We start from the raw sequence: 25,265 nt of genomic DNA, 5'->3' as shown, positions 1-25,265 counted from the left end.
TGTTGAACGCCGAACGAAAGCAAGATCCGTCAAAACTCACCGTGTTTCGTCAGGTCGAGCCTCCCGAAAGCCAGACCTTCGCAGCCGGTGAAGTGGGTTTGAGATTGGCTTCGTTCGCGCCGACCCCAACGGCACACTCCGACCTTAAATTCATATACAGTAGAGACTAACGAAAGGCAAACCGCCTCGCGAATTGGCTTCGTTCGACGCGCTTCGCGTGTTCGAATCCTCGGCGAGGTCAGGCCCTGACGACTCCACCCGCGACGTCGTCGCGCAGCTCTCCATCCTGACAGTGCGCCCGATCAGGCCAATGCAAATGCGCCGCCCGCCGGTCCCTCGGCCGCCGCCCCCGTTCGACGCGGCGGAAATCCCGCTACCATGGGGCGAGATCCGGCCGACGAGCACGCCGGCCGGCGATCCACACCCCCGAGGTCCGACGACATGGCGACGCGCAGGGGATTCCTCCAGCAGGGGCTCGCGGGCACGGCGGCCGGATTGGCGGGCGTCCCGAAACGGACGGCGCAGGCCGCGGCGGCCGAGGATCCGACCGGGCACCTCCACATCGGCATCCTGATCTTCCCCCGGATGGACCAGATCGACTTCACCGGGCCATTCGAGGTCCTCTCGCGGGTGCCGGACTCGACGGTGCACGTCTTCGCGAAGGACAAGGCACCCCTGCGAGACGTCAAGGGGCTGATCCTGACCCCCGAGGAGTCGCTGGCCGAGGTCCCGCCGCTCGACGTGCTGGTCGTCCCCGGCGGGCCCGGCCAGGAGGCGCTGATGGAGGACGAGGAGGTCCTGGCCTTCCTCCGCGATCGCGCGGCGAAGGCGCAGTACGTCTACTCGGTCTGCACCGGGGCCCTGATCTGCGGGGCGGCGGGGCTGCTCAAGGGCGTCCGGGCCACCACGCACTGGGCGTCGTTCGACCTGCTCCGGTACTTCGGCGCCTTGCCGACGGACGAACGGGTCGTGCTCGACGGCAAGCACCTGAGCGCGGCCGGCGTCACGGCGGGGATCGACGGGGCCCTGAAGCTCGCCGCTCTCCTGCGCGGCGACCTCGCGGCGCAGGCGATCCAGCTCGGCATCGAGTACGCGCCCGAGCCCCCCTTCCAGAGCGGCACGCCCAAGACCGCGCCCCCCGAGGTCCTCGAAGCAGCCCGGTCCGCCACGGCCCCCCTCACGAAGCAGCGTCTCGAAACCGCCCGGCGCGCCGCGGCGAGGCTCGGCGTCGAGGTGAAGGGCTGAGGCGGTTCGGATCAGACCGAGGATTCGCCGCGAGGCTGCGTCGGGGATCGCCGGGCGCGCGTCCCGGCCGCGAAGGCGAGGCCCAGGCCGCCGGCCAAGAGCGACAGCGAGGCGGGCTCGGGCACGGCGACGGCCGTGAAGGCCTGGAAGCCGTCGGCGCCAAGATAGGCGCCGACCATCCGGCCGCTCGCGTTGATGCCGTAGACGTAGGTCCGCCCGACCGCGTCGGGGGCGTCCAGCGTCGTGAACGCGCCGTTGCTGTACAGGAAGCCGTGCGCGCCCCCGGCGGCGTCCTCGTAATAGCCGACGATCTGGCCCAGCCGGTTGATCCCCGTGGCGTAGGTGTCCACGTCGTCGGCGAAGGAGAGCGTCGTATAAAGGCCGCCGCTCAGCACGAAGCCCCGGTATCCGTCCTGCCCGAGATAGCTCCCCACGACGTCCCCCGCGTCGTTGATCCCGCGCGCGGTCGTGGAAGCCCCCGGGGCGTCGAGCACGGTGAAGTTCGGGCCGTCGACGAGGAAGCCGGACCGTCGACCGTCGGCGGCCTCGAAGGTCCCCACGATCCGGCCGGCCGCGTTGATCCCCAGGGCTTGCGTGTTGCGGGCGTCGGGGATGTTGAGCGGCAGGGTCGAGCCTCCGAACGTCTTGAACCCGCCGGGGTTCGAATCGAAGGCCAGTGCGTAGTATCCCACCATGTCGCCCGCGTCGTTGACGCCCGCGACCGACGTGCCGTAGAGCAGCCCGTACGAGACGGTGGAGTAAGCCCCTCCGCTCAGCAGGAACCCGTGCGACTCCCCCCCCGCCGTGGCGTAGTTGCCGACGATATCCCCCCGATCGTTGATCCCGTAGGCGAAGCCGTTGACCGAGCCCGTCGGCCTGAGCGTGGTGTAGGCGAAGCCTCCGCGGGCGACGGGAACCGACCAGGGCAGGACGGACGCCGTGAGGACGAGGTAGATCGGCAGGATGCGACGCATGGCCCACGGCCTCACAGAGGTTCGATGAGATCGACGACGACGCTCCGACGGTCGACGGCCTCGGAGAGCGTCCGCCCCGGCCGAGGCCCTTCCCAACGCCGGATCATGACGTCAGCCGCGTTCCCATGCAAGAGCCCGGCTCGGCGGCACGGCCGCGGCTTGCGAGCCTCAGTTCAGCGCGTGCAGGAACGAGACGGGCCCGCCGGCCAGCCAGAGGAACCAGCCGAGGGTCCAGCAGCCCAGGCGGAGGGCCCGCGCGCCCGGGTCGTTCCCGGGGATCGCCAGCGAGGCGAGGATGCCCGCCGCCAGGATGGGGGCGAGCCAGGCGGCGAGCCGGAGCGAGAACTCCAGGCAGCACGACTGCCCGCCTCGGGCGATCGCCCCGGTGAACGGCCCGGTCGCCGTGGCGAGGGTGGTCAGCATCCTCGGCCGCTGACGAACGTCGCTCGGCGAGCCCGACGAGACCGCCAGGAACGTCAGCAAGGTGAAGGCCGCGAGCAAGGCCAGCAAGAGCGCCAGCCGCGCCCCGGCCTCGCCCTCGTCGGCCCCCGGAGCCTTCGGCGGGCCGTCGAAATCCCCATCGGGCGTCGTCCGAGCCATCGCCACCCCCTTTGCAAACGAACTTGAGCCCGGGCTTCGAGGCTCGCTCTGGCGAATTATTCGGCCGCAGATGGAACCGGACGACCCTCGGACCGCGGTATCCTGAGGAGATGGGAATCGATCGACGGGGGGCCGCCGATGACGAGATCCGGTAAAGGTCTGGTGTTTCATGACTTGGATCGCCTGTTCCGCCGAGGGACGGTGCCGTCCGGGGATGGCGCGTTGCTCGACCTGTTCCTGAGACGGGGGGACGAGTCGGCCTTCGAGGCGCTCGTAGGTCGTCACGGGCCGATGGTCCGGGGCGTCTGCCGTCGGCTGCTGGCGAGCCCGCACGACGCGGACGACGCGTTCCAGGCGACCTTCCTGGTCCTGGTGCGGAAGGGGGGGCGGCTCCGCGACCCCGACCGCCTGGGGCCGTGGCTCCACGGCGTCGCGACCCGCGAGGCCCTCAAGGCCCGCGCCGCGCGTCGAGGGGACCGGGCGCTGCCCGACGTCCCTTGTCAGGAAGGGGCGGCCCCGGGGGCCGAATGGTCCGACGTCATGCCGATCATCGACTCCGAGCTGGCCCGGCTGCCGGCGAAGCATCGCGAGGTGCTCGTCGCCTGCCTGCTCGACGGCGCGACGGTCGAGGAGGCCTCGCGACGGCTCGACTGCCCGGTCGGGACCGTCAAGAGCCGCCTGTCCCGCGCCCGCGAGGCCCTCCGCGCCCGCCTGACCAGCCGAGGCGTCGCCCCGGCCGTGGCTCTCTCGGCGCTGGCGGGCGAGGCGTCGGCGTTCGCATCTCCCGTGTCGTCCAATCTGATCCGCGCGACCCTGACGGCGGTCGCGGCCCGAGCCGCGTCGCCGAGCGTCGCCACACTCCTCGCGGGAGTCGCACCGACCATGATCTCGAAATCGACCCTCTCGGCCCTGGTCGTCGTCGGCCTGGGCGTCGCCGGGCTCGCCTCGGCCACCTGGACCGCCCCTCCCCCGATCCAGGTCGAACCACCTCGCGGCACACCCGCAAGCGCGTCGTCCCCGGCGTCGGCCGAGACCGACGACGCGCGCAGGCAGGCGAGGAACCTCAAGGAGATCCTCCTCGCCGCGGTCAATCACGAAGCGGCCAACGGCTATTTCCCTCCCCCGGCGATTCAGGGCGATGCCGGCCCCCTGCTGAGCTGGCGGGTGGCGATCCTCCCCTACCTCGGCCAGATGGAGCTGTACCGGGAATTCCACCTGAACGAGCGCTGGGACAGCCCGCACAACAAGACCTTGATCGGCCGGATGCCCGCCGTCTTCGAAACTCCCGCCTCCCCCGCCCCGCGAGGCTTCACGCGCTTCCGAGGCGTCGCCGGCGAGGGATCGGTCTTCGACCCGAAGCTCGGCCCGCAAGACGCCGCCCAAGGCGGCCGGTCGTCGATGATGGGGATGGGCGGCATGATGGGCGCCGCCGACATGGACGGGGGTATGGGCATGATGATGGGATCGCCCCCTCCATCACCGGGGCGACGGGGCGTCTTGTCGGCCGAGATTCTCGACGGCACGTCGAACACCGTCTTCGCCGTCGTGGCCCGCGACGCCACCCCCTGGACGAAGCCGGGCGAGTTGCCGTTCGTGCCCGGTGAGGAACTCCCGGCGCTCGACGATTCCGACCCCCGGGGCTACCTGCTGGGCCCCTGTTACGGGGAACCCCGCCTGCTGAAGAAAGATCGCCCGGACGTCCAGGCCGTCCTGACCGCCCTCATCAGCCGGGCCGGCGGCGAGATCATCTCCTCGGACGTCTTCGCCGACCCCGACCCTGCGGCCGCCGAGGGCGCGGGGGCCGCCAGGAGCAATGCCGCCGCGCCCGCCTCGGGCTCGCCCTCGATGGAGGAGCGGCTCCGGTCGGTCGAGGAGAAGCTCGACCGGCTCTTGAAGCGGTTCGAGGGGAGCTGACCCCAGTCGGCCCCGGCCCTCAGCGGCGTCGGACCTTTCGCGCCGCGGGGGCCTGCGAGGTGAGGGCGAACTCGTAGGCGTTGTCGCCGTCGGGCTTGACCTCGGCGGTCAGCTCGGACTTGACGTTGTAACGCTCGGGGACGAGGTCTCGCTCCTCCTCGATCGTCGCGCCGGGGATGTCGGGGCTGGGGATCGTCTTGCCGGTCGACTCGACGGCGTAGATTTCGACCTGATACCGGCCTGGCGCGGGGCCGGTGGAGCCGTCGGTCTGGAACGCGCCGTCGCGGACCTCGGCGACGGAAGCGGTCCGGCCGTCCAGCGGGACGAAGGTCAGCTGGCCCGCGGGGAGCGGCTTGCCGTCGAGCGTGACCTTGCCCGATACCGGCAGCCGCGGCGGCTCCGAGGAGTCGCCGCAGCCGACGACGGCGGCGACGACGAGGGCCGCCGGGACGAGCCTCGCGGCGAGTGAGACGAGCGAACGGTTCCGGGGGCGATCGGTGCGATTCGTGAGCATCAGAGGGAGTCCGCGCTGATGACCTCGCCGCCGGCGATGCTGCTGAGCGCCCGCCAGGTCGGGATCGAGATCGAGTCCTTGATGAACCGGACGGAGCCGTCCCCCAGCAGGACGTTCACCCCGCCGGGGTGCTTGCCGCGCGAGGCCATGTAGTGCGTGGGCCCCTGGGCGGTCCGCCGGACGCAAGGGGCCTTGCGCGGGTCGGTGGCGGGCCAGCAGGCGCCGAGGTCCGGGACCTGGCTGTTGGGGCCGTTGCGGGTGGAAATCTGGTGCGACGACGGCTGATCGCTCCAGATCCGACCCCGACGGTCGATCACGTTGACCGGCTGCCCCGCCGGCTGCGGGAGCTGGATCTGCTCGGCCATCAGGAACGTGTTGCTGGTGCCGTCGGTGATCTCGGCCAGCGAGGCCCCGTAGTTCAGGGCGAAGGGGGCCTTCAGGATCGGGTCCCCGTACGTGTCCTGGCCCCAGTTGATCCCGTAATTCCCCTTCACGTCGGCGTTGGTGCCGTCGGAGTTCAGGAACAGGACCTGCTGATCCGAGGGGCAGTCGAATACGTTCACCCGCGCCAGCCGGGTCGTGTCGTTGGTCCCGTGCTGGAACGACTGGTTGAAGTTGTAGCTGGCGGCCAGGTTCCCCTGCTCCACATACGGCAGCAGCGAGGTGACGAACGGCTGGCGGTAGTCCCGCGTCGGCGTGATCGCCACCGTGATCGAGCCCGGGGCGAACCGGCCGTGCACGTCGTGGTAGTTGTGCAAGGCCAGGCCCAGCTGCTTGATGTTGTTCGTGCACTGGATCCGCCGCGCCGCCTCGCGGGCCGACTGCACCGCCGGCAACAGCAAGGCGATAAGCACGGCGATGATCGCGATCACCACCAGCAGCTCGATCAACGTGAACCCGCCTCGTCGTCCGTTCGCATCTTGGTTCAGCATCTCAATCCTCGTTCCGTCGTCCCGCGATCGACCGGCGGTCGTCGCGGGAGCGCCCTCTCCTGGAAGAGTCAGGCTCGCTCCCCTGCGGGGGCGGCTCACGGCCCAATACTGGCAATCTCTATCGGCATTGTCAACTTGGATAACCGCTTTTTTCTATCAAACAACTAGAGAATCCCAATCCGCTCCCGTTCGTCGGGTCGCCAGATCTTTGAAGTCGACGCACGCCGTGGTTGTCAGAGGGAGTCCGCGCTGATGACCTCGCCGCCGGCGCGACTGCTGAGGGCACGCCAGGTGGGGATGGCGATCGAGTCCTTGATGAACCGGACGGAGCCGTCCCCCAGCAGGACGTTCACCCCGCCGGGGTGCTTGCTGCGCGAGGCGAGGTGGTGGGTCTCGGGGGAGCCGAGCAGGCGGGTGCAGGGGGCCTTGCGAGGATCGGTGTCGTGCCAGCAGGCACCGTAGTCGGGGACCTGGCTGTTCGGGCCGTTGCGGGTGTTGATCTGGTGGGACGAGGGCTGGTCGCTCCAGACACGTCCGCGGCGATCGATCGTGGCGACGGGCTGTCCTACCGGGTGGGGGAGCTGGATCAGCTCGGCCATCAGGAACGTGTTGCTGGTGCCGTCGGTGATCTCGGCCAGCGAGGCCCCGTAGTTCAGGCCGAAGGGCGAGGCGAGGATCTGGTCGCCATACGTGTTCTGGCCCCAGTTGACGCCATAGCTCCCCTTCACGTCGGTGACGTTGCCGCCGTTGTTGACGAAGACGATCTTCTGGTCCGTCGGGCAGTCGAACGAGTTCACCCGCGAAGCTCGCGTGGTGATGTTGCTGGGGTTCTCGAATGAAAGGTTGAAATTGAAGCTGCTGGTCAGATTCCCCTGCTCCAGGAACGGCAGCAAGGATGTGATGAACGGCTGGCGATAGGTCGCCGGCGTCGTCACCTGGATGGAGCCCGGGGCGAACCGGCCGTGTACGTCGTGGTAGTTGTGCAGCGCGAGCCCCAACTGCTTGACGTTGTTCGTGCACTGGATCCGTCGCGCCGCCTCCCGCGCCGACTGGACCGCCGGCAGAAGTAAGGCGATCAAAACCGCGATGATCGCGATCACCACCAGCAGCTCGATCAGCGTGAAGCCGACCCGACCTGCCTGCCGTACTTTTCGTCCCGCTCGCATCGAAAACCTCCAGTAAGACGCTGGCCCATCACTTCCCTGGCTGAACCGCGGCATCTTTGTTTTTCCTATCGGATTTGTCAACATTAAAACCCAAGTTTCTTGACCGAACTAATAGGACATTGCTATGGTGGGTCGCCGACGGAACGGTCGGCGTTCGAGTCGGGTTGAATGCGGAGGGGCGGACCGCGATCGGCGCGGAGCCGGATGGACGAGGGAATGAGGAGGATGGGGCCGCGATGAAGTTCATGATGCGATCGACGAGTCTGGGCCGGCGGGTCGCTGCGGGCCTGACGCTGGGGCTGGCGGCGTTAGCGGCCGCGAGGACGGCGGGGGCGGCGGAGAAGCGGCCGAACATCGTCGTCCTGATCACGGACGACATGGGCTACGCCGACCTGGGCATCCACGGCAACCGGGACTTCCCGACGCCGAGGATCGACGCCCTGGCGGCGAGCGGCGTGCGGTTCACCGACGGCTACGTCTCGGGCCTGTATTGCAGCCCGACGCGGGCCGGGTTCCTGACGGGCCGGTATCAGCAGCGGTTCGGTCACGAGTGGAACCCCGGGGGGAGCCCGAAGCAGGGCTTGCCGACCTCGGAGAAGACGATCGCCGACCGGCTCAAGGCGGCCGGTTATGCGACGGGGCTGGTCGGCAAGTGGCACCTGGGGGGGACGCCGGAGCTGCACCCGCAGAGTCGCGGGTTCGACGAGTTCTTCGGCTTCCTCGGCGGAGCGCACACCTATTTCGCCGAGGCGACCGAGAACGTCTATCGGGGCACCGAGGTCGTCAGGGAGAAGGCTTATCTGACGGACGCTTTCGCCCGCGAGGCGGCGGACTTCATCGACCGCCACAAGGAGGGCGCCCCGTTCTTCCTGGAGGTCGCCTTCAACGCGGTGCACACGCCGATGGACGCGACCGACGAGCGGCTCGCGCGGTTCACGGCGATCGCGGACCCGCAGCGGCGGAAGTACGCGGCCATGCTCACGGCGCTGGACGAGGCCGTCGGGACGATCGTGGACAAGATCGAGGCCGCGGGCCTCGCCGAGGACACGCTGATCGTCTACTTCAACGACAACGGCGGGCCGACGATGCCGGGGACGACCCAGAACGGGTCGAGCAACGCGCCGTTCCGGGGCTCGAAGCGGACCTCGCTCGAAGGGGGCGTGCGCGTGCCGTTCGCCCTGAGCTGGAAGGGGAAGCTGCCGGCGGGGGCCGTCTATCGCAAGCCGGTGATCCAGCTCGACGTGCTGCCGACCGCGCTGGCGGCGGCCGGTGTCGAGGTGGCGCCCGAGGGGAAGCTGGACGGCGTGGACCTGCTGCCGTTCCTGACCGGGGCGAACGCCGGGACGCCCCACGAGGAGCTGTTCTGGCGGATGGGCGCCCAGGCCGCCGTGCGGAAGGGGGACTGGAAGCTCGTCCGCTACGACGCGGCGGTCGACGCGCCCGGGGCCCGCTCCAACGCGGCGAAAGTCGAGGTCACGCCGTTCCGCCTCTATAACCTGGCCGAGGATCCGGGCGAGTCCCGCGACCTGGCCGCCGAGCGTCCCGAGAAGGTCGCGGAGCTGCTCGCCGCCTGGAAGGGCTGGGACGCCCAGCTCGTCGAGCCGCTGTGGGGCCCCGGCGGGCCGGCCCGGGACTGAAGAACGGCGCCCATCCTGAAATCGGATCGATCAACAAGAAGGTGAACGCATGAGAATCCTGAAGCTGACGGCCCTCGCGTGGCTCGCGCTGGCGACGGCCGCGCCGGCGTGGGCCGGCGAAGGCGACGGGCGCAAGCCCAACGTCCTGTTCATCGCCGTCGACGACCTGAACCACTGGGTCGGCCACCTCGGCCGCAACCCTCAGACGATCACGCCCAACATCGACCGCCTCGCGTCGCGGGGCGTCCGGTTCACCCGGGCGTACTGCGCCGCCCCGCTGTGCAACCCGTCGCGGGCGGCCCTGATGAGCGGCCTGCGGCCGACCACCACCGGGGTCTACCAGAACGACGAGGACTGGCGGCCGGCGATCTCTCGCGACCTGCCCCTCACGACCGCCTTCCGCGAGGGGGGCTACGAGGTCCTGGGGGCGGGCAAGATCTACCACGAGGCCTACAACCGCCGCGACGAATACGACGACTACCTCGCCGACTCGGGACGCGACCCGAAGCCCACCGGGGACGTCGGCGTCGGCGGGATCAAGTTCGCCCCGCTCGACGACGCGAAGGACGAGGACCTGCGCGAGTGGAAGATCGTCCAGTACGGCATCGATCAGCTGGAGCGGAAGCACGACAGGCCGTTCTTCCTGGCGGTCGGCCTGCACAAGCCGCACATGCCCTGGAACGTGCCTCGGAAATACTACGACCTGCACCCGCTGGACTCGATCCAGCTCCCGCCCCACCGCGAGGACGACCTCGACGACGTGCCGCCCGCGGGCCGTCGCATGGCGAAGCCGAACGGCGACCACAAGGCGATGCTCGAATCGGGCCGGTGGAAGGAGGCGGTGCAGGCGTACCTCGCCGCGATCTCCTACGCCGACGCCATGATCGGCCGGCTGATCGACGGCCTGGACCGCTCGGCCTACCGCGACGACACCATCGTCGTGCTGTGGGGCGACCACGGCTGGCACCTGGGCGAGAAGAGCCACTGGCGGAAGTTCGCCCTCTGGGAGGAGGCCACCCGCGCGCCGCTCATCTGGGTCGCCCCCGGCGTGACCACGCCCGGCTCGGTCTGCGAGCGCACGGTGGACTTCATGAGCCTCTACCCGACGCTGACCGACCTGTGCGGGATCGAGACGCCGAAGCACGTCGAAGGGCCGAGCTTCCGGTCGCTCCTGAAAGACCCGGCCTCCGCATGGGACCGCCCCGCATTGACGACCTTCGGACGCGGCAATCACGCCGTGCGCTCGGAGGGCTGGCGATACATCCGCTACGCCGACGGCAGCGAGGAGTTGTACGACGAGGCCGCCGACCCCTACGAGTGGACCAACCTCGCCGCGGCGCCGGAGCACGCCGCGCGGAAGTCCGAGTTGGCGAAGTGGCTCCCCAAGTCCGACGCCCCGCCGCGCGGGTCCGACTGAGCCTCGACCCGGGCCCCTCGCCACGGCGGCCGAAGGCCGGGCGAGGGGGGCCGTCGAGGAAGCCCGCGGGAGGGAGCGACGGCCCTCGCGCGCGTCCGATTCTCCGACGGCCCTCGTACTCGTCCTCCCCCTCATCCGGCCCTGCGGGCCAACTTCCCCCGCGGGGAGGGAAGGGCTTCGGGATCGGAACGCCCTCTCACCGCGAGGCGGCGACGCGGGCCTTCGGCTTCACTTCGAACTCGGTCCCGCGCAGGGCCTTCACGGCCTCGTGGGCGGTCTTCTGCAGGAACCGCGCGTACTCGGCGTTGATCCCGTTGGGCCGGAACGTGCACCCGAGGACCGAACTGGCGTAGAGCGACTCGTAGAAGACCAGCGCGCCCAGGTACTGGCCGGCGACGTTCGCGTGGTGACCGTCCATCACCAGGCCGTAGGTCCCGTCGGCCCGCTTCGACCACCGGCGGCCCATGTGCAGCGAATGCGTCTGGTCCGGCAGCGCGGGATGCGCGGCCGTCGCCAGGTCGAACGACGCGTCCGGCTTGTAGCCCCAGGTCGGGTCGGCGTCGGCCAGGTGGAAGGCGTCGCCGACCGGAATCAGCGGGGCGCCCAATTCGTGAGCTATGGCTCGATAGGCGTCGGCCAGGCCGCGATGCATGGCGGCCTGGTCGGCGGGCTCGCCGGGCGCGTGCTCGGCGGCCGGATCGAATCGGGGGTCGTCGATCCGATAGGCCCAGGACTCGTGGAGGACGACCCGCGCGGAGGGCGCCTCGCGGCGGAGGATCTCGACGAGGCGGGCGGCGAAGGGGCGGTAGGTCGCGACGTCGTGGCTGCGGAGGCTCGCCTGCTGGACGGTGATGAAGTCCCAGGGCTCGTCGTGCAGCTCCTGGACCAGGCTCCGACGGCTGCCGAGGTAGAACCCCCGGGGGTCCTTCGGCTTCGCGGCGTGGACGTCCGCCTTCTCGCAATGCTGCTCCAGCGTGCCGCCGGGGATGGCCGCCGAGTGGTGGACCAGCGCGTCCCCCTGCGCGCGGACGACGTCGGCCAGGTAGCGGGTGGCGTTCTGCGAGAAGCTGTTGCCCACGGTGAGGAGCCGCACGGTCTCGGGCTCGCGCATGGGCGCGTCCTGGGCGCCGACGTTCGCGGCCGCGAGGAGCCAGACGCCCAGGATCAGGGCGCGGGCCGGGCGCACTCGGCGGGGGGGCGTGGAGGGGGCCGCGTCGCGAGGGCCGCGAGGATTCATCGACGTTCAACCTCGGCCTGTGGGGTGGGGGGGGCCGCCGCCGGCGCTCGGGGCTGCCTCGCTTTTTCAAGCTTAGCCGGCGGTGCGGGGTTCGTAAATCGCGAGCCGCCATGGGTGCGGAATCCGGCCGTCTCGTCTTGCAACCCCGCGTAGGCGTTCTATTAGAATAGTGTTCACGCAATTCCCGGCCGCCAATCTCCGCATCACTGTGGGGCTGGTGGACGCACCGCATCGCCCGCAACCCGATCGCCGCGCAATCCCCTCGACCGCTAGGACGTCCGCCTCGCCCGCCAGGGTTCCGGGCGTCCTCACGGCTGGCCGGATCGCGCCGCGCCGATTCCTTGACGCGTCCTCACAACGAGATCTGCACCTATGAGAATCCGGATGACGAATCCGAGGTCGGGAAGGGCCCGCCTCGGCCGCCAGCGAGGCGTCTCCTACGACGTCCTCGAGGCCCGTACGGTCCTGAGCACGACGCCGACTTCGGCGCTGCTCGTGCAGCTGAAGGACGCCTCGCTCGCCGAGGTCTCGGCCGCGGCCGGCCGCCTCGGCGCGACGCTGATCCCGACGCTGGAACCGGGGGTCCTGCAGATGACCGGCACATCGATCACCCTGAACCGGCTGGCGGGCCGCCTGGAGTCCACCCCGGGGCTGGGGTACGTCGAGCCCCGGGTCTCGTTCTCGGTCGCCGTGGAGCTCCCCAACGACCCGTACTACGCGAACGGCTTCCTGTGGGGCCTGAATGGGGCGGCCGGGGCCGCCGCGCCGACGGCCTGGGACTACGGCCAGGGCTCCAGCAAGGTCGCGGTCGGGATCGTCGACACGGGGATCGACTACGACCATCCCGACCTCTATCTGAACGTCTGGATCAACCAGGGGGAGATCCCGGCCTCGCGGCGTGCCAACCTCACGGACGTCGACGGCGACGGCCTGATCACGTTCTACGACCTGAACCACACGGCGCCGGACGGCTCGAAGCCGAATCAGGGCCCCGGCAAGGTCGCCGACTCGAACGGCGACGGCCGGATCACCGGGTCCGACCTGCTGGTCTCCCTGTATCGGACCTCGTCCGGCGGGGACTCCGGACAGGGAGGCTGGGCCGACGGCGTTTCGAGCGACGGCGACGCCTACGTCGACGACATCATCGGCTGGAACTTCGTCAACAACACGAATCGGCCGTACGACGACCACGGCCACGGCACCCACGTCGCCGGGATCGTCGGCGCGGTGGGCGACAACGGGGTCGGGGTGACGGGCGTGAACTGGCGGGTCCAGCTCATGGCCCTGAAGTTCCTGGACGGCTCGGGCAACGGCTTCGACTCCGCCGCGGCGGCGGCCGTCCGCTACGCCGCCGCCAAGGGCGCCCGCGTCACCAACAACAGCTACGGGGGCGTCGGCGCGGTGAGCAGCACGCTCGCCTCGGCCATCGCCGCCGCCGCCGCGGCCGACTCGGTCTTCGTGGCCGCCGCGGGCAATAGCAGCCTGGACACCGACGTCACCGCGTTCTCGCCGGCCTCGTCCTCCAGCCCGAACGTCGTCTCGGTGGCCGCGATCGGCTCGAACGGCGCGCTGGCGAGCTTCTCGAACTACGGCCGGACGACCGTCGACCTGGCCGCGCCCGGCGTCGGCATCCTCAGCACGCTCCCCGGCAACCGCTACGCCTCGATGAGCGGCACGTCCATGGCCGCCCCGTTCGTCGCCGGGTCCGCCGCGCTGCTGCTCGCCGGCCACCCCGAATGGACCTACACTCAGATCGTCGACCAGCTCCTGAGCACCGCGAGGCCGCTCACCGCCCTGCAAGGGAAGGTGGCCACCGGCGGCACGCTCGACGTGGGCGCCGCGGTGAAGCAAGCCGCCCCGCCGCCGGCCGTCGAAGTCGATTTGGGCTTCCAGGGGACGGACGCGACGACCCGGGGGACGTGGAAGGGGACCTACGGGGCCGCCGCATACGCCGTCGCCGCCACCACCTCCGCCCTCCCCCCCGCCGGCCTCGCCACCTCGGGCGCATCCCTCTACACCTGGGCCGCATCCACCGCCGACCCCCGCGCCCTCCAGACGCCCGCCGGCACCTCCCGGATCGCCTCCACCTGGTACTCCAACAGCTCCTTCACCGTCGCCCTCGACCTCTCCTCCGGGCCCCGCGACGTCTCGCTCTACTTCCTCGACTGGGACACCAGCTCCCGCTCCCAGCGGATCGACGTCCTCGACGCCGCCGGCAACGTGATCGACTCCCGGTCCATCGCCTCCTTCCGCGACGGCGTCTACCTCACCTGGCGGCTCGAAGGCCGCGTCTCCTTCCGCTTCACACGCCTCGCCGGACACAACGCCGTCCTCAACGGACTCTTCGTCGACGCCGTGGAGGATTCGGAGCCGCCGCCGCCGGCCGACGACCTGGGCTTCCAGGGGACGGACGCGACGACCCGGGGGACGTGGAAGGGGACCTACGGGGCCGCCGCATACGCCGTCGCCGCCACCACCTCCGCCCTCCCCCCCGCCGGCCTCGCCACCTCGGGCGCATCCCTCTACACCTGGGCCGCATCCACCGCCGACCCCCGCGCCCTCCAGACGCCCGCCGGCACCTCCCGGATCGCCTCCACCTGGTACTCCAACAGCTCCTTCACCGTCGCCCTCGACCTCTCCTCCGGGCCCCGCGACGTCTCGCTCTACTTCCTCGACTGGGACACCAGCTCCCGCTCCCAGCGGATCGACGTCCTCGACGCCGCCGGCAACGTGATCGACTCCCGGTCCATCGCCTCCTTCCGCGACGGCGTCTACCTCACCTGGCGGCTCGAGGGCCGCGTCTCCTTCCGCTTCACACGCCTCGCCGGACACAACGCCGTCCTCAACGGACTCTTCGTCGACTGAGCGGCCAGGTCGCCGCGTCGCGTCGCGATCGAGCGGCGCGGCGGCGGCCGACGGTACGGCGATTGCCTGTGAGGTCCTCCATCACGCCCCTCCCCTGTCGGAGGGACGAGTCCCGGAGGTGGGCGACGAGCCATCCTCGCTCCGGGCGGGCTCCGCCCATCCTCGGGAAGCGAACCGATGGAGGGATGCATCATGGCCGTCGAATTCCTCAGCAAGGTCCAGTCGCTCTTCGACGCCTCGGTCGTCCTGGACCTGGGCGTGGCGCTGGACGAGCAGCCCGACCGCGTGGAGCAGACCCTCGCGCTCGGCGCGCCGACGATCCTCGCGGGACTCGTCCGGGCCGCCCACTCCCCGGACGAGGCCGGCCGCCTGATCGACGCCCTCGGGCGCGATCCGGGTGCGACGCCCGGTCCCGAACCGGCACTTTCGGACGTCTCACCGGAGGCCCTCGCCCGAAGTGGGCGGCCTTTGCTCCGCTCGATCTTCGGCGACCGGCTGGGCGGCGTGATCGACCTGCTCGCCGACGATACGGGCGCGCGATCGACCTCGGTCGCGGCCCTCCTGGCCGCCCTCGCCCCGGCGCTGGCGGGCTTGATCCGCGAGTCGCTCGACGGCCGGGGGGCCGACCCGGACGCCCTTCGAAGGCTCCTGGCCGACCAGGTCGGCTCCGTCGCCCGCCGGGCCCCCGGCGGCCTCGCCGACGTGCTGGAGGTGCGGAGCTTGACCGACCTGGCGGCGACCCCTCGCGACCCGTCAGCGATCGCTCCGGGGCTCCGGATCGAACGGGTCGAGCCCCCCCGGCCGCGATGGGTGGCCCCGGTCGCGCTCGGCGTGCTCGCGCTCGTGGTCGGGTTCCTCATGCTGCCGCGGAAGATCGACCCGGACGCCGCGCAGGATCCGCTCCGGGCCCCGGCGACGAACGAGCCCGCGACCGACCTGGCCCGCGAGTCGGCCGACGCTCCTCCGCCCGCCGACGACGTCGTCACGGCCGAGGGCCGGCAGGTGGTGGAGACCGCCGCCCGACGGGTCTCGCTCGCGCTTCCGCGCGACGTCAAGCTGGAAGTCGCGGCGGGCTCGTACCTGGAGGGGATGGTGCAGGCTCTGCGACAGGGGAAACCGACCGTGTCGCGCGGGTTCGTCGCCGGCGAGCTGACCTTCGACGGCGACGGCGCGCTGACGACCGGGGCCGTGGCCTCGATCGGGCAGCTCGCCAGGGTGGCCGAGGCCTACCCGGACGTGAAGCTCCGGGTCGACGGCCGGGAGACGCTCCGGGACGCCGACCCCGACGAGGCCCGCGAGGCCGCCCTGCGCCGGGCGGAGGCCGTCCGCGAGGCGCTCGTCCGGGCGGGAGTGGCGACCGATCGGGTCGCCGCGGGGACCGTCCCCGCCAACCTCCCCGCCGGGCATCCGGCGGCGGTGTCGGCGGCCGACGTGCCGATCAGCATCTCGCTGATCGCCGAGTGACGGATTCGCTCGCGCCCGTCCCGTCGGCACCCGGGATTTCTCCGCGTCGCCCCCGGCCCTCGGCCGTTTGCGGTATCCTGGGAGGGCGAAGGGAAGTCCAGGCCTCGGGTCCGGGGGGCGGAGCCTCGATGTTCGGCGGGATACGATACGAGCAGGCGGTGTACGGGAGCTTTCCATTCTGGTCGAAGGGCTACGCCCTGCTCGCGGCCTCGCCCGGCTGCCCGCCGGCCTGGCGAGACGCCCTGAAGCGGGCCTGCGGCCGGTTCGGCGAGCGTCCCGCCGGGGTGGGCCGTTTCCGCAGCGTGTTCGCGATGCCCGTGGACCGCTCGGCCTGGATGGTGGTCCAGGCGGACTCGCTAGGCTGCGACGACCAGGGTCGCCCGGGGGCCCTGGCGTTCCACGGGCTTTTCGTCTCCTCGTGGTCGTATCGCCGCGCGGGGGCGTGTCCGTTGGCCTTCGAGCCGGCGTTCCGGACCGACTGGACGGCCTCGGATCAGGACGCCCCGCTCGCCCAGGGACGGCTGAAGCCGGCCGGCCTCGGGGGTCGCGAGGAGGACGCGGCGGACCCTCGGGTGGACTCGATCGTGGAGGCGCTGTCACGGAATCGTCGCGTGGTCGTTCAGACGGGGGAGCCTGCCGACGCCCTGCTGCGCTCGACCTGGCGGCGGCTCTCCGGCAGGACGCGACGCGCGACCAGGGCGGCGTCGTGGGCCTTCGGGAACGCCAACGGCTTCGATTTCCTCGCCCTGCCCCGCCTCGGGAGCCTCGTGCTCGACGGGACCGAGCTGGTCCTGGCCGCCGGGTGGACTCCTCCCCGTTCCTGACCCCGACGCCGGGGGCGACCTAGACTTGCCTTGGAGTGGAATTCTTGCGGGTCGAAAACGCCGAAGGCCGCGCCGGCCGGCGGCCGGACCGATCCGGGGGGCACTTGCGATCGTGTCCACATTCAGCCGGAAGACGCCCGATCAGCAACGGTCGTGGAGCCGAGCCGCGGCGCGTTACGACGAGGTCTTCCTCGACCCGTACGGCCCCAAGGTCCGGAATCCGCAGTGGGAGGCGCTCGACGCCGTGGCCGACGCCGGCTCGAAGACGGTGGCCGACCTGGGATGCGGCACGGGCCCGCTCATCAACACGCTGCTGGGGCGTTTCGGCCGGGTGGTCGCCCTGGACTTCGCGCCCGGGATGCTCGCGAAGGCCCGGGAGCGGGTCGCGCCCGAGGACCGGCCTCGGGTGACGTTCCTCCAGCGGTCAATGGAGGATATCGACGACCTCGCGGGCACGCTCGACGTGGCGATCGCCAACAACTCGCTGGTCATGCCCGACGTGCGGCGGATCCACCGGGTGCTGACGTCGATCCGCGCCGCCCTGCGGCCCGGCGGCGTCTTCCTCGGGATCGCGCCGTCGATGGACGCGATCCAGTACCACACGATGCTGCTCTACGAGCAGGCGCTCGACCAGGGGCTCGAGCCCGCCGACGCCGAGCGGTTCGCGGCGCTCCACGGCGAGCATCGCTACTACGATTTCGCGTTCGGCCGCTTCCGTTTCCAGGGACTCCGTCAGAAGTTCTGGCAGCCCTTCGAGTTCGAACACCGCTTCAAGAAGGCGGGGTTCCGATCGGTCGCGCTCGATCGCGTGCTCTACCCCTGGGACGAGAACTTCGCCGGGGCCCTGGAGCTGGCGGGCGAGGCCCCGAGCTGGGACTGGTCCTTCCGGGCCGAGGTCTGACGCCGACGCCGAAGCCCGCGCTTCCCTTGTGCGGGCCGCGCGGCGTCACTAGTCTGGAGTGGCGGACCAGGATCGACGGGGGCTTCGGCCCCGCGCGGAGAACGGCGGCATGTCCGGGGAGCGACGCGACCATCCCGAGCAAGAGATCTCGATCAGGCGGCGCGAGCACGAGCTGTTCGTCCAGGAATCGGTCGCGTCCGGGGGCCCGGTCAAGAGCTTCCCGGAGTATCTCCGCGAGGTCCCGGCGGCCCCCCTGTCGGCGGGCCTGAAGGCGGCGCTCTGGGCGGTCGCGCTGCTCGCGGCGATCCTGTTCGCCGTCGCGCTCTGGCGGCTGGTGAACCGGCCGACGCCGAGAACTCCGTCCGGCCGGGGGCGGGCCCGGGCCTCGTCGCCCGCCGCCCCGCGCAAGGCCGCCGCCGCGCCCACCGCGACGCCGATCGTCGCCGCACGCTCCACGACCCCGCCGAACCAGGAGGCTTCCCGATGACGCGCCGCACCCCGTCCGCCCCCGACCGAGCCGCTCGCCGAGGCCGAGCCCAGGCCGCCCCCGCGGCGGCGCTCGGCCTGCTCCTGTCCGCCGGCGCGGCGTGGGGGCAGCAGGCGCCGGCCGTCGCCCCGCCCTCCGCCTCCCCCGCGACGACGACCAAGGGCGAGTCGGCGAACCTCAGCCGCCCCGAGAAGGGGACGGCCGAGGCCCTGCTCGCCATCGACACGGCCTACGCCGAGAAGCTCAAGGGGTTGGACCTCGCCCGGCTGAAGCAGCTGAACACGCTGGCCGCCGGGCTGCCCCCCAAGGGCGCCGCCGCCGTCTTCGAGCAGCTCTTCCGGTCGGCCATCGCCGCGGACCTCTTCGTCGAGGCCGAGCCCGCCGCCGACGCCGCGATCCAGGCCGGCCTCCCCTCCCCCTCTTGCCTGGCGCTGGCCCACCTCGTCAAGCTGATCGCCGAGTGCGACCGCGGCGACCACGAGCAGTCGCTGAAGGACCTGGCGGCGCTGCTCGCGAAGAAGGACGGCCCGGACCAGGCGGCCGACGTCCTCAGCACCCCGGAGCTGATCGGCGTCGCCGACGCCTATTATCAGCGGCTGGTCCACGCCGGCCGCTACGACGTCGCCACCCGGGCCTTCCAGCTGGTCCTGGGCCAGGCCGAGTCGGACGAGGTGAAGGACTACCTGGCCTCGCGGCTGGACCGGCTCAAGCTGATCGGCCGGCCCGCCCCGGCGATCCGGGGCGTCGACCTCGACGGCCGCCCCTTCGACCTGGCCGAGCACCGCGGCAAGGTCGTCCTGGTCGTCTTCTGGGCCACCTGGTGCCTCCCCAGCGCGGCCGAGACGGCCTATCTCCAGGAGACCTACGACGCCGACCACGCCAAGGGGTTCGAGATCGTCGGCGTGAACCTCGACCCGCTCCAGGACGAGAAGTCGGACGTCGCGGCCTTCGTCCCGGGCGTCCGCCGCTTCGCCCTCGACTACAACCTGCGCTGGCCGATCCTGATGAACGGCCCCGGCGACGCGGACGTCGCCAAGGCCTACGGCGTGGCCGAGATCCCCGCCAGCGTCCTCATCGACGCCGAAGGGAAGGTCGTGGGCATGGACCTGGTGCGGAAGAACCTGGAGCCCACCGTCTCCAAGCTCCTCGGCCGCTGATCTTCGGCGGCCCCGGCGCGGCTCGGCCGGGCCTCGCCTCAGCGCGAGACCGGCGGGGCCGGCGGGATGCTGGCGGCGGCGAGGGAGTCGTAGAGGGCCATCAGGAACCCGTGGAAGGCCTCGGCGATCCGAGGGGAGGATTCCTCGCGGATCTCCTGGAGGGCCGGCCGGCCGTAGTCCAGGAGCTTCTGGCGGGCCTCGGCAGCCAGGGCGATGGGCGCCCAGCCCTGGGCGTCGACCTCCTTGCGGACGGCGGAGACGGCCTGGTCGGAGACGTCCCGCTTCGCCTGGAGGTCGCCGGCGGGCGAGTCCGACGGCCAGACGAGCCGGCCGGCGGCGTCGAAGAAGCTCGCCAGCGAGGGGACGGGCCGCGACGGGGCGGCGGGCTGGGGGGCGGCCTCGGCGGCCGGCCGCGCGGCGGCCGTGGGCGGCTGGCCGAGCGAGGTCGAGGCTGCGGAAGACGCCGGGCGACGGCGGCCCGGCGAGCGTCCCCGCGCGTCGTACTGGGTGACGAAACCGTTGTCGCGCACCCGGTTGACGTAGGAGTTCGGGTTGTTGGCGTAGACATTGTTCGAGGGGGGCCGGCGGCCGCCCCGGGCGGCGTTCTGCAACGCCCAGTCGTTGATGAAGTTCGTCGGCGAGGGGACGTTGTTCCAGGGCATGAACCACCCTATGCCCATGTCCTGGGCGCGGGCGACTCCCGGCGAGGCGGAGACGACGGCCAGGCTGATCACGAGGGCCGGCGCGAGTGGCGTCTTCATAATCGTCGGGCACCCGAATCGGGACGAGGGGGAGCCGTCGAGGGCGGCGGGCGCCCGGGACCGTCCCCGCGGCGCGCCCGACGGTCGATCGAGGGCGGATGGCTTCGCGGCTCCCATTCTAAGTCGGGCCGACGGGGAATTGAAGCGCCGGGGCCTGGGAACGACGCGCCGCCGCGCGCGGGACCGCCCCTCGGCCTTCGGGGTTCTCCCGAGAGCCGGGGGGCGGGCTCGGCGGATCGGATCGATTCGGTTCGGAGGGGATCGGATCGGCGCGGGACGGCCGGGGGCCCGACGCAGCCGTGCTCGGGCTCGCGACTCGTCCGGCGCGGCGGCCGGATCGGGTCGAGGCGGGACCTCGGCGGGTCAGGTCCCGAACTCGGGGCGGCGCTGCGAGAGCTGCGACTGCAGCCGCTGGATGATCGACGAGTGCATCTGCGAGACCCGCGACTCGCTCAGGTCGAGCGTGGCGCCGATCTCCTTCATCGTCAACTCTTCATAATAGTAGAGGATGATGATGAGGCGCTCGTTGCGGTTGAGCCCCTTGGTCACCATGCGCATCAGGTCCTTGCGCTGGAGACGCCGGGTGGGGTCCTCCCCCTTCTTGTCCTCGAGGATGTCGATCTCGCGGACGTCCTTGTAGCTGTCGGTCTCGTACCACTTCTTGTTGAGCGAGATGAGGCCGACGGCGTTGGCGTCGGACGCCATCTTGTCGAACTCCTCCATCGGCAGGCCGAGGCGCTCGGCCAGCTCCGCGGGGGTGGGGGGCCGGCCGTGCCGGGCCTCCAGCTCCTTGCGGGCCTCCTCCATCTTGGTGGCCTTGGATCGGACGAGCCGGGGGACCCAGTCCATCGTCCGCAGCTCGTCGAGCATGGCCCCCCGGATCCGCGGGACGCAGTAGGTCTCGAACTTGACGCCGCGCGTCAGGTCGAAGGCGTCGATCGCGTCCATCAGGCCGAAGACGCCGGCCGAGATCAGGTCGTCGAGGTCGACCCCCTCGGGCAGGCGCTGCCAGATGCGTTCCGCGTTGTACTTGACCAGGGCCAAGTAGCGCTCGACCAACTGGTTCCGCATCTCCGTGGTGGGCTGTTCCTTGAACTCCCGCCAGAGTTCCGTCACATCCACATCCACCTTGGTTGACATCCTGACCTCCGTGTCGGCTGCGCGAGGGGGGCGCACATCCCTGTGCGGCCTCCGAGGAAGGGACGAGGATCCCGTCCGCCGGCGATCGCGGGGCGTCCCGTCCGATCCGCCCGCCCGCCCCGCCGGGGATTCGGGCCGCGTCGGCCGGGGCCGCCGCCCCATGCCCCTCGCCATTCAAGGAACTCGATCCTCATTACTCATCGGACGACCCGCCCATTCGTCTTGAGCCTCGCCGTCCGAAGAATCCGAACAATCCGCCGATCGGGCCCGATCCCACCCATCCCTGGTCGCGGCCGGCCCGGCCTCGGCGTTCACCTCGGGTTTCGCGAGTCTCCGCGGCCGGCCCGGGGGGCCGGGGCCGAGGTCGCGCCGGCACGCCGGGGGGCGTCCCGCGAGGCCGAACCTTCGCGGTCGGCGTCGGGCCGAGGGGCCGTCGGGGGGGCGGCCGTCAGCCGTTCCCAATCCCGATGGGCTCGGACCAGTCGTCTCAGGCTCTCGGCTTGGTCGTTCATGGGACGCCTCCGTGAAGGACGCGGCGGAAGGGACGCGGGACGGCTGCGCGATCGGGTCTCGGCCGGGGTCATCCCGCCGACTCCTCGCCCAGGATCAGGCGGGCGAGCCGGCCGCGGGCGGCGGGCTCGATGTCGTCGGGGACGGCCTGGCCGGTGGTCAGGTAGCCGACCGGGGGGTCGGAGCGACCCAGGACCGCCAGCAGCGGCCCTAGAGTCTCGGCTTCGTCGAGCTTGGTCAAGATCAAGCGGTCGGGCCGGGCCGGGGCGAACAGGTCGGCCGCGGCTCGCAGGCTCCGGCGCGAGGTGGAGGCGGCCAGGACCAGGTGGACCTCGTCGGGGCGTAGGCGGGCCAGCAGCTCGCCCAGCTCGCCGATCCGCTCGCGGTCGCGAGGGCTGCGGCCGGCCGTGTCCACGAGGACCACGTCCAGCGGCCCCAGGTCGTCGAGCGCGCGGCGGGCGGCCTCGGGCTCGTCGGCGACGGCCAGGGGCACGTCGAGGATCTCGGCGTAGGTCCGGAGCTGTTCCACGGCGGCGATCCGATAGGCGTCGACCGTGAGCAGCCCGACCTTCACCCCGCGGCGGAGCTTGAGCGTCGCGGCGAGCTTGGCGATGGTCGTCGTCTTGCCCACCCCCGTCGGCCCGACCAGGGCCGCGACCCGTCGCAGGCCCGCGACCGCCCGGATCGGCGGCGCGACGGCCAGCGAGTCCTCCAGGACGCGCCGGACGGCCGCCAGGGCCGAGGCGGGCGTCCGCAGGTCCTCCGGCCCCGAGGCCCGCGCGGCCTCCAGGACGAGGGCCCGAGCCGAGGGCTCCGGCGCGTCGGCCTCCAGGAGGCGGGCGTAGGTTGAGGCCAGCTCGGCCGGGAGGTCGGGCGACCACTGCTCCATCAGGCCGCGTCGGCTCAGCTCGCCGACCATCGCGTGGACCCGGCCCAGGTCGCCCGGGAGCCCCCTCGGGGGCCTGGCGGGGGCGGGGGCCGCGACCCATTCCGACGAGGGCGAGGAGGCGTCCACCTCGACCGTGTCGCGGGCCGACAGGCCGAACAACCGGCGGCGGCGGACCTCGCGGGCGGCGAGGATCACGGCGTCGCCGCCGAGGTCCCGGCGCACCCGCGCCAGCGCCTCCCGCATCGTCCGGCCTCGGTAGGTCCTGGCGGCCGCTTCCCCCTCTTTCGCCCGGCTTGCGGGCCGCTCGCCGATCATGCGAACGCCTCGGTCGTCGCGAACGTCACCGGATCGACGGCCGGCTCGGCCGCGTCGTCGCCCTCGGCGGGCTCCTCGACGATCGTCCCCAGGACCTCGACGGGCGTGTCGCGGGGGATCTCGCGCTGGCTGAGGACGACCAGCCGGGGCAGGTCGGCCCGGGTCAGGTCCTTGAGCACGGCGCGGGCCGGGGCCGAGGTCAGGACGATCGGCGGCAGGCCGGCGTCGACCAGGGCTCCGACCCCCTGCGCCACGGCGCGGAGGATGCTCCGGACGGTCTCGTCGCCCAGGGCCTCAGAGGGGTGCGCCTCGGACTGGCCCGCCACGATCGAGAGCCGGGAGTTGAGGTCCTGCGACAGGGTGACCACGCGGATCCGGCCGTCGACCGAGCGGTGGCTCTCGGTGATCTGCCGCGCCAGGCTCTGGCGGGTCAGCTCGGTCAGCGGCTCGACGTCCTTGGTCTTGCCGGCGTGCACGGCCAGGGTCTCCAGGATCGTCTCCAGGTCGCGGATGCTCACCTGCTCGCGGAGGAGGTTCTGCAGCAGCCGCTGCAGCTCGCCGGGGCGGAGAAGCCCGGGGACGACCTCGTTGGCCAGCGTGGGGGCGGTGGTCCGCACCCGGTCGAGCAGGCGTTCGATCTGGTCGCGGGTGAGCAGCTCGTCGGCGTGGCTGCGGACGATCTCGCCGAAGTGGGAGGCGACGACGGCCGAGGCTTCGAGGATCCGGCAGCCGGCCAGCTCGGCGACCTCGCGGCCCTCGGCGTGGATCCAGACGGCGGCCCGCCCGCTCGCGGGGTCGACCGCCTCGCGGCCCTCGGGGGGCTCGGCGGCGTCGGCCGGAGGGATCGCCAGCAAGCGGCCGGCGTAAGCCGACCCGCCGCCGACCACCGTGCCCCGGATCTTCACCCGGTACTCGTGCGCCGAGAGCCCGATCTCGTCGTGGATGCGCACCTGAGGGACGATCAGGCCCAGCTCGCGGGCCACGTTCTGGCGGACGGTCCGCAGCCGCTCCAGCAGGTTGCCGCCCCGCGTCGAGTCGGCCAGGCTGATGAGCCGGTAGCCGATCTCCAGCTCCAGCAGGTCGACGTGCAGGAGGTTCTCCATGTCGTCCGACGTCGGGTCGCCCGAGGAGCGGGCGGGTTCCGGCCGCACGTCCGGAGCCGGCGTCGCGGGGGTCGTCGCGGCGGTCGGCCGGGCGGTTTCGGGGGCGTCGGCGCGTGATGGCGACCGTCGCGGAGCCGGACGGGCCTCGGGCTCGGCCTCCTCCGCCTCGATCGGCGTCGAGCCTCGCAGGCGATAGGCCCGCCAGCCGAGGACGCCCGAGAGGGCCAGGAGCGGGATCTTGGGGAGCGGCGTGAACGCGAGCAGGCCGAGGAAGGCCGACGAGACGCCCAGCACGGCCGGGTTCGTCGTGAGCTGACCGACCACGTCGCGGCCGATGTCGCTGGCCGACGAGGACCGCGTGACGATCAGGCCCGCCGCCAGCGAGATCAGGAACGCCGGGACCTGGCTCACCAGGCCGTCGCCGATCGTCAGCTTGGTGAACACCTCGACGGCCTCGCCCACGGCCATGCCGTTCTGGACCACGCCGATGAACAGCCCGCCGGCGACGTTGACCAGCAGGATGACCACGCCCGCCACGGCGTCGCCCCGGACGAACTTGCCGGCCCCGTCCATCGCCCCGAAGAAGTCGGCCTGGCGATAGACCTCGTCGCGCCGGGCCTGGGCCTGGCGCTGGTCGATTAGGCCGGCATGGAGGTCGGAGTCGATCGCCATCTGGCGGCCGGGCAGGCCGTCGAGCATGAACCGCGCGGCGACCTCGCTGATCCGCGTGGCGCCCTTGGTGATGACGACGAACTGGATGACCACCAGGATCGAGAACAGGATCACCCCCACGAGGACCTGGTCGCCGGCGACGAACTCGCCGAACGCCCGGATCACCGAGCCGGCCGCGTCGGCGCCGTGCTCGGCCCCTCGGGTGAGGATCAGCCGCGTCGTGGCGACGTTCAGGACCAGCCGGGTGAGCGTGGTCGTCAGCAGGATCGTCGGGAAGGCGCTGAACTCCTGCGGCGATCGGATCGCCAGGGTCGTCAGCAGGACCAGGACGGCGAGCGTCAGGTTCGCCGCCAGCAGGAGGTCGAGCAGCTCCGGGGGGACCGGCACGACGAAGACCAGGACCGCCCCGACGAGGGTGATCGGCAGGACCAGCCCCGAGGCGGCCCGCCAGGCGGAGGCGGCACGATCCGAAGTCGACGGGGGCATCCATTCCACTCCCAACGGACCGAACGACGCACCAAATCCACACGCCGACGCGGCG

General features: G+C 71.7%; 21 protein-coding genes. 10 read left to right on the top strand and 11 right to left on the bottom strand.

The window, feature by feature from the left end; translation table 11 throughout:
* The first annotated feature begins 441 nt into the window (after nt 1-441).
* Entirely contained in the window at nt 442-1,245 is an 804-nt protein-coding gene (locus tag G6O68_RS07430) for a DJ-1/PfpI family protein (RefSeq protein WP_165246357.1), read from the top strand.
* Between the two features lie 11 nt (nt 1,246-1,256).
* Here the strand turns inward: G6O68_RS07430 and G6O68_RS07425 are convergent, their stop codons facing one another.
* Both G6O68_RS07425 and G6O68_RS07420 read right to left on the bottom strand, forming a co-directional pair.
* The gene (locus G6O68_RS07425) at nt 1,257-2,219 is read right to left on the bottom strand and encodes an HAF repeat-containing PEP-CTERM protein (RefSeq protein WP_165246356.1); all 963 of its coding nucleotides are present in this window, start codon (nt 2,217-2,219) and stop codon (nt 1,257-1,259) included.
* Nucleotides 2,220-2,387: 168 nt separating this feature from the next.
* Nucleotides 2,388-2,819 carry a hypothetical protein gene (locus G6O68_RS07420; protein WP_165246355.1) on the bottom strand — a complete coding sequence of 144 codons (432 nt, stop codon included), beginning with the start codon at nt 2,817-2,819 and terminating at the stop codon, nt 2,388-2,390.
* Between the two features lie 222 nt (nt 2,820-3,041).
* Here G6O68_RS07420 and G6O68_RS07415 point away from each other — a divergent pair, with 222 nt between their 5' ends.
* Entirely contained in the window at nt 3,042-4,733 is a 1,692-nt protein-coding gene (locus tag G6O68_RS07415; RefSeq protein WP_165246354.1) for a sigma-70 family RNA polymerase sigma factor, read from the top strand.
* Between the two features lie 19 nt (nt 4,734-4,752).
* Here the strand turns inward: G6O68_RS07415 and G6O68_RS07410 are convergent, their stop codons facing one another.
* From G6O68_RS07410 to G6O68_RS07400, 3 genes are all read right to left on the bottom strand, one after another.
* A complete protein-coding gene (locus tag G6O68_RS07410) occupies nt 4,753-5,247 on the bottom strand; it encodes a hypothetical protein (protein WP_165246353.1) in 495 nt (164 codons plus the stop codon).
* The gene (locus G6O68_RS07405) at nt 5,247-6,179 is read right to left on the bottom strand and encodes a DUF1559 domain-containing protein (RefSeq protein ID WP_165246352.1); all 933 of its coding nucleotides are present in this window, start codon (nt 6,177-6,179) and stop codon (nt 5,247-5,249) included. Before G6O68_RS07405 ends, G6O68_RS07410 begins: the two co-directional genes overlap by 1 nt.
* A gap of 233 nt (nt 6,180-6,412) precedes the next feature.
* Nucleotides 6,413-7,345 (bottom strand): DUF1559 domain-containing protein, encoded by a 933-nt coding sequence (locus tag G6O68_RS07400; RefSeq protein WP_165246351.1) that lies wholly within the window; start codon nt 7,343-7,345, stop codon nt 6,413-6,415.
* Between the two features lie 236 nt (nt 7,346-7,581).
* Here G6O68_RS07400 and G6O68_RS07395 point away from each other — a divergent pair, with 236 nt between their 5' ends.
* Together G6O68_RS07395 and G6O68_RS07390 are read left to right on the top strand one after the other, a co-directional pair.
* Nucleotides 7,582-8,982 (top strand): sulfatase-like hydrolase/transferase, encoded by a 1,401-nt coding sequence (locus tag G6O68_RS07395; RefSeq protein ID WP_240911094.1) that lies wholly within the window; start codon nt 7,582-7,584, stop codon nt 8,980-8,982.
* Nucleotides 8,983-9,031: 49 nt separating this feature from the next.
* Nucleotides 9,032-10,399, top strand: coding sequence for a sulfatase (locus G6O68_RS07390; protein ID WP_165246350.1), 1,368 nt, complete (start codon nt 9,032-9,034; stop codon nt 10,397-10,399).
* 196 nt (nt 10,400-10,595) lie between these two features.
* On the opposite strand, the gene G6O68_RS07385 is transcribed toward G6O68_RS07390, so the two are convergent.
* Entirely contained in the window at nt 10,596-11,636 is a 1,041-nt protein-coding gene (locus G6O68_RS07385; protein WP_206108040.1) for a DUF4886 domain-containing protein, read from the bottom strand.
* A gap of 384 nt (nt 11,637-12,020) precedes the next feature.
* On the opposite strand from G6O68_RS07385, the gene G6O68_RS33200 reads away from it, so the two are divergent.
* The 6 genes from G6O68_RS33200 to G6O68_RS07355 all read left to right on the top strand — a co-directional run bounded on the left by G6O68_RS33200 (nt 12,021) and on the right by G6O68_RS07355 (nt 19,334).
* Entirely contained in the window at nt 12,021-14,501 is a 2,481-nt protein-coding gene (locus tag G6O68_RS33200) for a S8 family serine peptidase (protein WP_165246349.1), read from the top strand.
* Between the two features lie 192 nt (nt 14,502-14,693).
* Nucleotides 14,694-15,965 carry a DUF937 domain-containing protein gene (locus tag G6O68_RS07375; RefSeq protein WP_165246348.1) on the top strand — a complete coding sequence of 424 codons (1,272 nt, stop codon included), beginning with the start codon at nt 14,694-14,696 and terminating at the stop codon, nt 15,963-15,965.
* Nucleotides 15,966-16,093: 128 nt separating this feature from the next.
* The gene (locus tag G6O68_RS07370) at nt 16,094-16,789 is read left to right on the top strand and encodes a hypothetical protein (protein ID WP_165246347.1); all 696 of its coding nucleotides are present in this window, start codon (nt 16,094-16,096) and stop codon (nt 16,787-16,789) included.
* Nucleotides 16,790-16,901: 112 nt separating this feature from the next.
* A complete protein-coding gene (locus tag G6O68_RS07365; RefSeq protein ID WP_165246346.1) occupies nt 16,902-17,690 on the top strand; it encodes a class I SAM-dependent methyltransferase in 789 nt (262 codons plus the stop codon).
* Between the two features lie 109 nt (nt 17,691-17,799).
* Nucleotides 17,800-18,177, top strand: a complete 378-nt coding sequence (locus G6O68_RS07360; RefSeq protein WP_165246345.1) for a hypothetical protein — start codon at nt 17,800-17,802, stop codon at nt 18,175-18,177.
* Nucleotides 18,174-19,334, top strand: coding sequence for a TlpA family protein disulfide reductase (locus G6O68_RS07355; RefSeq protein ID WP_165246344.1), 1,161 nt, complete (start codon nt 18,174-18,176; stop codon nt 19,332-19,334). Before G6O68_RS07360 ends, G6O68_RS07355 begins: the two co-directional genes overlap by 4 nt.
* Before the next feature lie 38 nt (nt 19,335-19,372).
* Here the strand turns inward: G6O68_RS07355 and G6O68_RS07350 are convergent, their stop codons facing one another.
* The 5 genes from G6O68_RS07350 to G6O68_RS07330 all read right to left on the bottom strand — a co-directional run bounded on the left by G6O68_RS07350 (nt 19,373) and on the right by G6O68_RS07330 (nt 25,210).
* Nucleotides 19,373-20,095: a hypothetical protein gene (locus G6O68_RS07350; protein ID WP_165246343.1), complete on the bottom strand. Its 723-nt coding sequence runs from the start codon at nt 20,093-20,095 to the stop codon at nt 19,373-19,375.
* 363 nt (nt 20,096-20,458) lie between these two features.
* Nucleotides 20,459-21,235, bottom strand: a complete 777-nt coding sequence (locus tag G6O68_RS07345) for a FliA/WhiG family RNA polymerase sigma factor (protein ID WP_165246342.1) — start codon at nt 21,233-21,235, stop codon at nt 20,459-20,461.
* A gap of 311 nt (nt 21,236-21,546) precedes the next feature.
* Nucleotides 21,547-21,747, bottom strand: a complete 201-nt coding sequence (locus G6O68_RS07340) for a hypothetical protein (protein ID WP_165246341.1) — start codon at nt 21,745-21,747, stop codon at nt 21,547-21,549.
* Nucleotides 21,748-21,815: 68 nt separating this feature from the next.
* On the bottom strand, nt 21,816-22,949 hold the full coding sequence (locus G6O68_RS07335; protein WP_240911093.1) for a flagellar biosynthesis protein FlhF: 1,134 nt from the start codon (nt 22,947-22,949) through the stop codon (nt 21,816-21,818).
* A complete protein-coding gene (locus G6O68_RS07330; protein ID WP_165246340.1) occupies nt 22,946-25,210 on the bottom strand; it encodes a flagellar biosynthesis protein FlhA in 2,265 nt (754 codons plus the stop codon). The genes G6O68_RS07335 and G6O68_RS07330 overlap by 4 nt, the downstream gene beginning before the upstream one ends.
* Nucleotides 25,211-25,265: the final 55 nt, after the last annotated feature.

It is taken from the genome of Paludisphaera soli (assembly GCF_011064595.1).
GTDB classification, from domain to species: domain Bacteria; phylum Planctomycetota; class Planctomycetia; order Isosphaerales; family Isosphaeraceae; genus Paludisphaera; species Paludisphaera soli.
The sequence above is the reverse complement of the archived record's forward strand: the minus strand, read 5'-3'. Positions and strand labels throughout refer to the sequence as shown.

What these genes read in the sequence shown, in the direction of transcription:
- G6O68_RS07430 (WP_165246357.1), top strand. Translation starts at nt 442, where the DNA reads ATGGCGACGCGCAGGGGATTCCTCCAGCAGGGGCTCGCGGGCACGGCG.
- G6O68_RS07425 (WP_165246356.1), bottom strand. Translation starts at nt 2,219, where the DNA reads ATGCGTCGCATCCTGCCGATCTACCTCGTCCTCACGGCGTCCGTCCTG.
- G6O68_RS07420 (WP_165246355.1), bottom strand. Translation starts at nt 2,819, where the DNA reads ATGGCTCGGACGACGCCCGATGGGGATTTCGACGGCCCGCCGAAGGCT.
- G6O68_RS07410 (WP_165246353.1), bottom strand. Translation starts at nt 5,247, where the DNA reads ATGCTCACGAATCGCACCGATCGCCCCCGGAACCGTTCGCTCGTCTCA.
- G6O68_RS07405 (WP_165246352.1), bottom strand. Translation starts at nt 6,179, where the DNA reads ATGCTGAACCAAGATGCGAACGGACGACGAGGCGGGTTCACGTTGATC.
- G6O68_RS07400 (WP_165246351.1), bottom strand. Translation starts at nt 7,345, where the DNA reads ATGCGAGCGGGACGAAAAGTACGGCAGGCAGGTCGGGTCGGCTTCACG.
- G6O68_RS07395 (WP_240911094.1), top strand. Translation starts at nt 7,582, where the DNA reads ATGAAGTTCATGATGCGATCGACGAGTCTGGGCCGGCGGGTCGCTGCG.
- G6O68_RS07390 (WP_165246350.1), top strand. Translation starts at nt 9,032, where the DNA reads ATGAGAATCCTGAAGCTGACGGCCCTCGCGTGGCTCGCGCTGGCGACG.
- G6O68_RS07385 (WP_206108040.1), bottom strand. Translation starts at nt 11,636, where the DNA reads ATGAATCCTCGCGGCCCTCGCGACGCGGCCCCCTCCACGCCCCCCCGC.
- G6O68_RS33200 (WP_165246349.1), top strand. Translation starts at nt 12,021, where the DNA reads ATGACGAATCCGAGGTCGGGAAGGGCCCGCCTCGGCCGCCAGCGAGGC.
- G6O68_RS07375 (WP_165246348.1), top strand. Translation starts at nt 14,694, where the DNA reads ATGGCCGTCGAATTCCTCAGCAAGGTCCAGTCGCTCTTCGACGCCTCG.
- G6O68_RS07370 (WP_165246347.1), top strand. Translation starts at nt 16,094, where the DNA reads ATGTTCGGCGGGATACGATACGAGCAGGCGGTGTACGGGAGCTTTCCA.
- G6O68_RS07360 (WP_165246345.1), top strand. Translation starts at nt 17,800, where the DNA reads ATGTCCGGGGAGCGACGCGACCATCCCGAGCAAGAGATCTCGATCAGG.
- G6O68_RS07355 (WP_165246344.1), top strand. Translation starts at nt 18,174, where the DNA reads ATGACGCGCCGCACCCCGTCCGCCCCCGACCGAGCCGCTCGCCGAGGC.
- G6O68_RS07350 (WP_165246343.1), bottom strand. Translation starts at nt 20,095, where the DNA reads ATGAAGACGCCACTCGCGCCGGCCCTCGTGATCAGCCTGGCCGTCGTC.
- G6O68_RS07345 (WP_165246342.1), bottom strand. Translation starts at nt 21,235, where the DNA reads ATGTCAACCAAGGTGGATGTGGATGTGACGGAACTCTGGCGGGAGTTC.
- G6O68_RS07340 (WP_165246341.1), bottom strand. Translation starts at nt 21,747, where the DNA reads ATGAACGACCAAGCCGAGAGCCTGAGACGACTGGTCCGAGCCCATCGG.
- G6O68_RS07335 (WP_240911093.1), bottom strand. Translation starts at nt 22,949, where the DNA reads ATGATCGGCGAGCGGCCCGCAAGCCGGGCGAAAGAGGGGGAAGCGGCC.
- G6O68_RS07330 (WP_165246340.1), bottom strand. Translation starts at nt 25,210, where the DNA reads ATGCCCCCGTCGACTTCGGATCGTGCCGCCTCCGCCTGGCGGGCCGCC.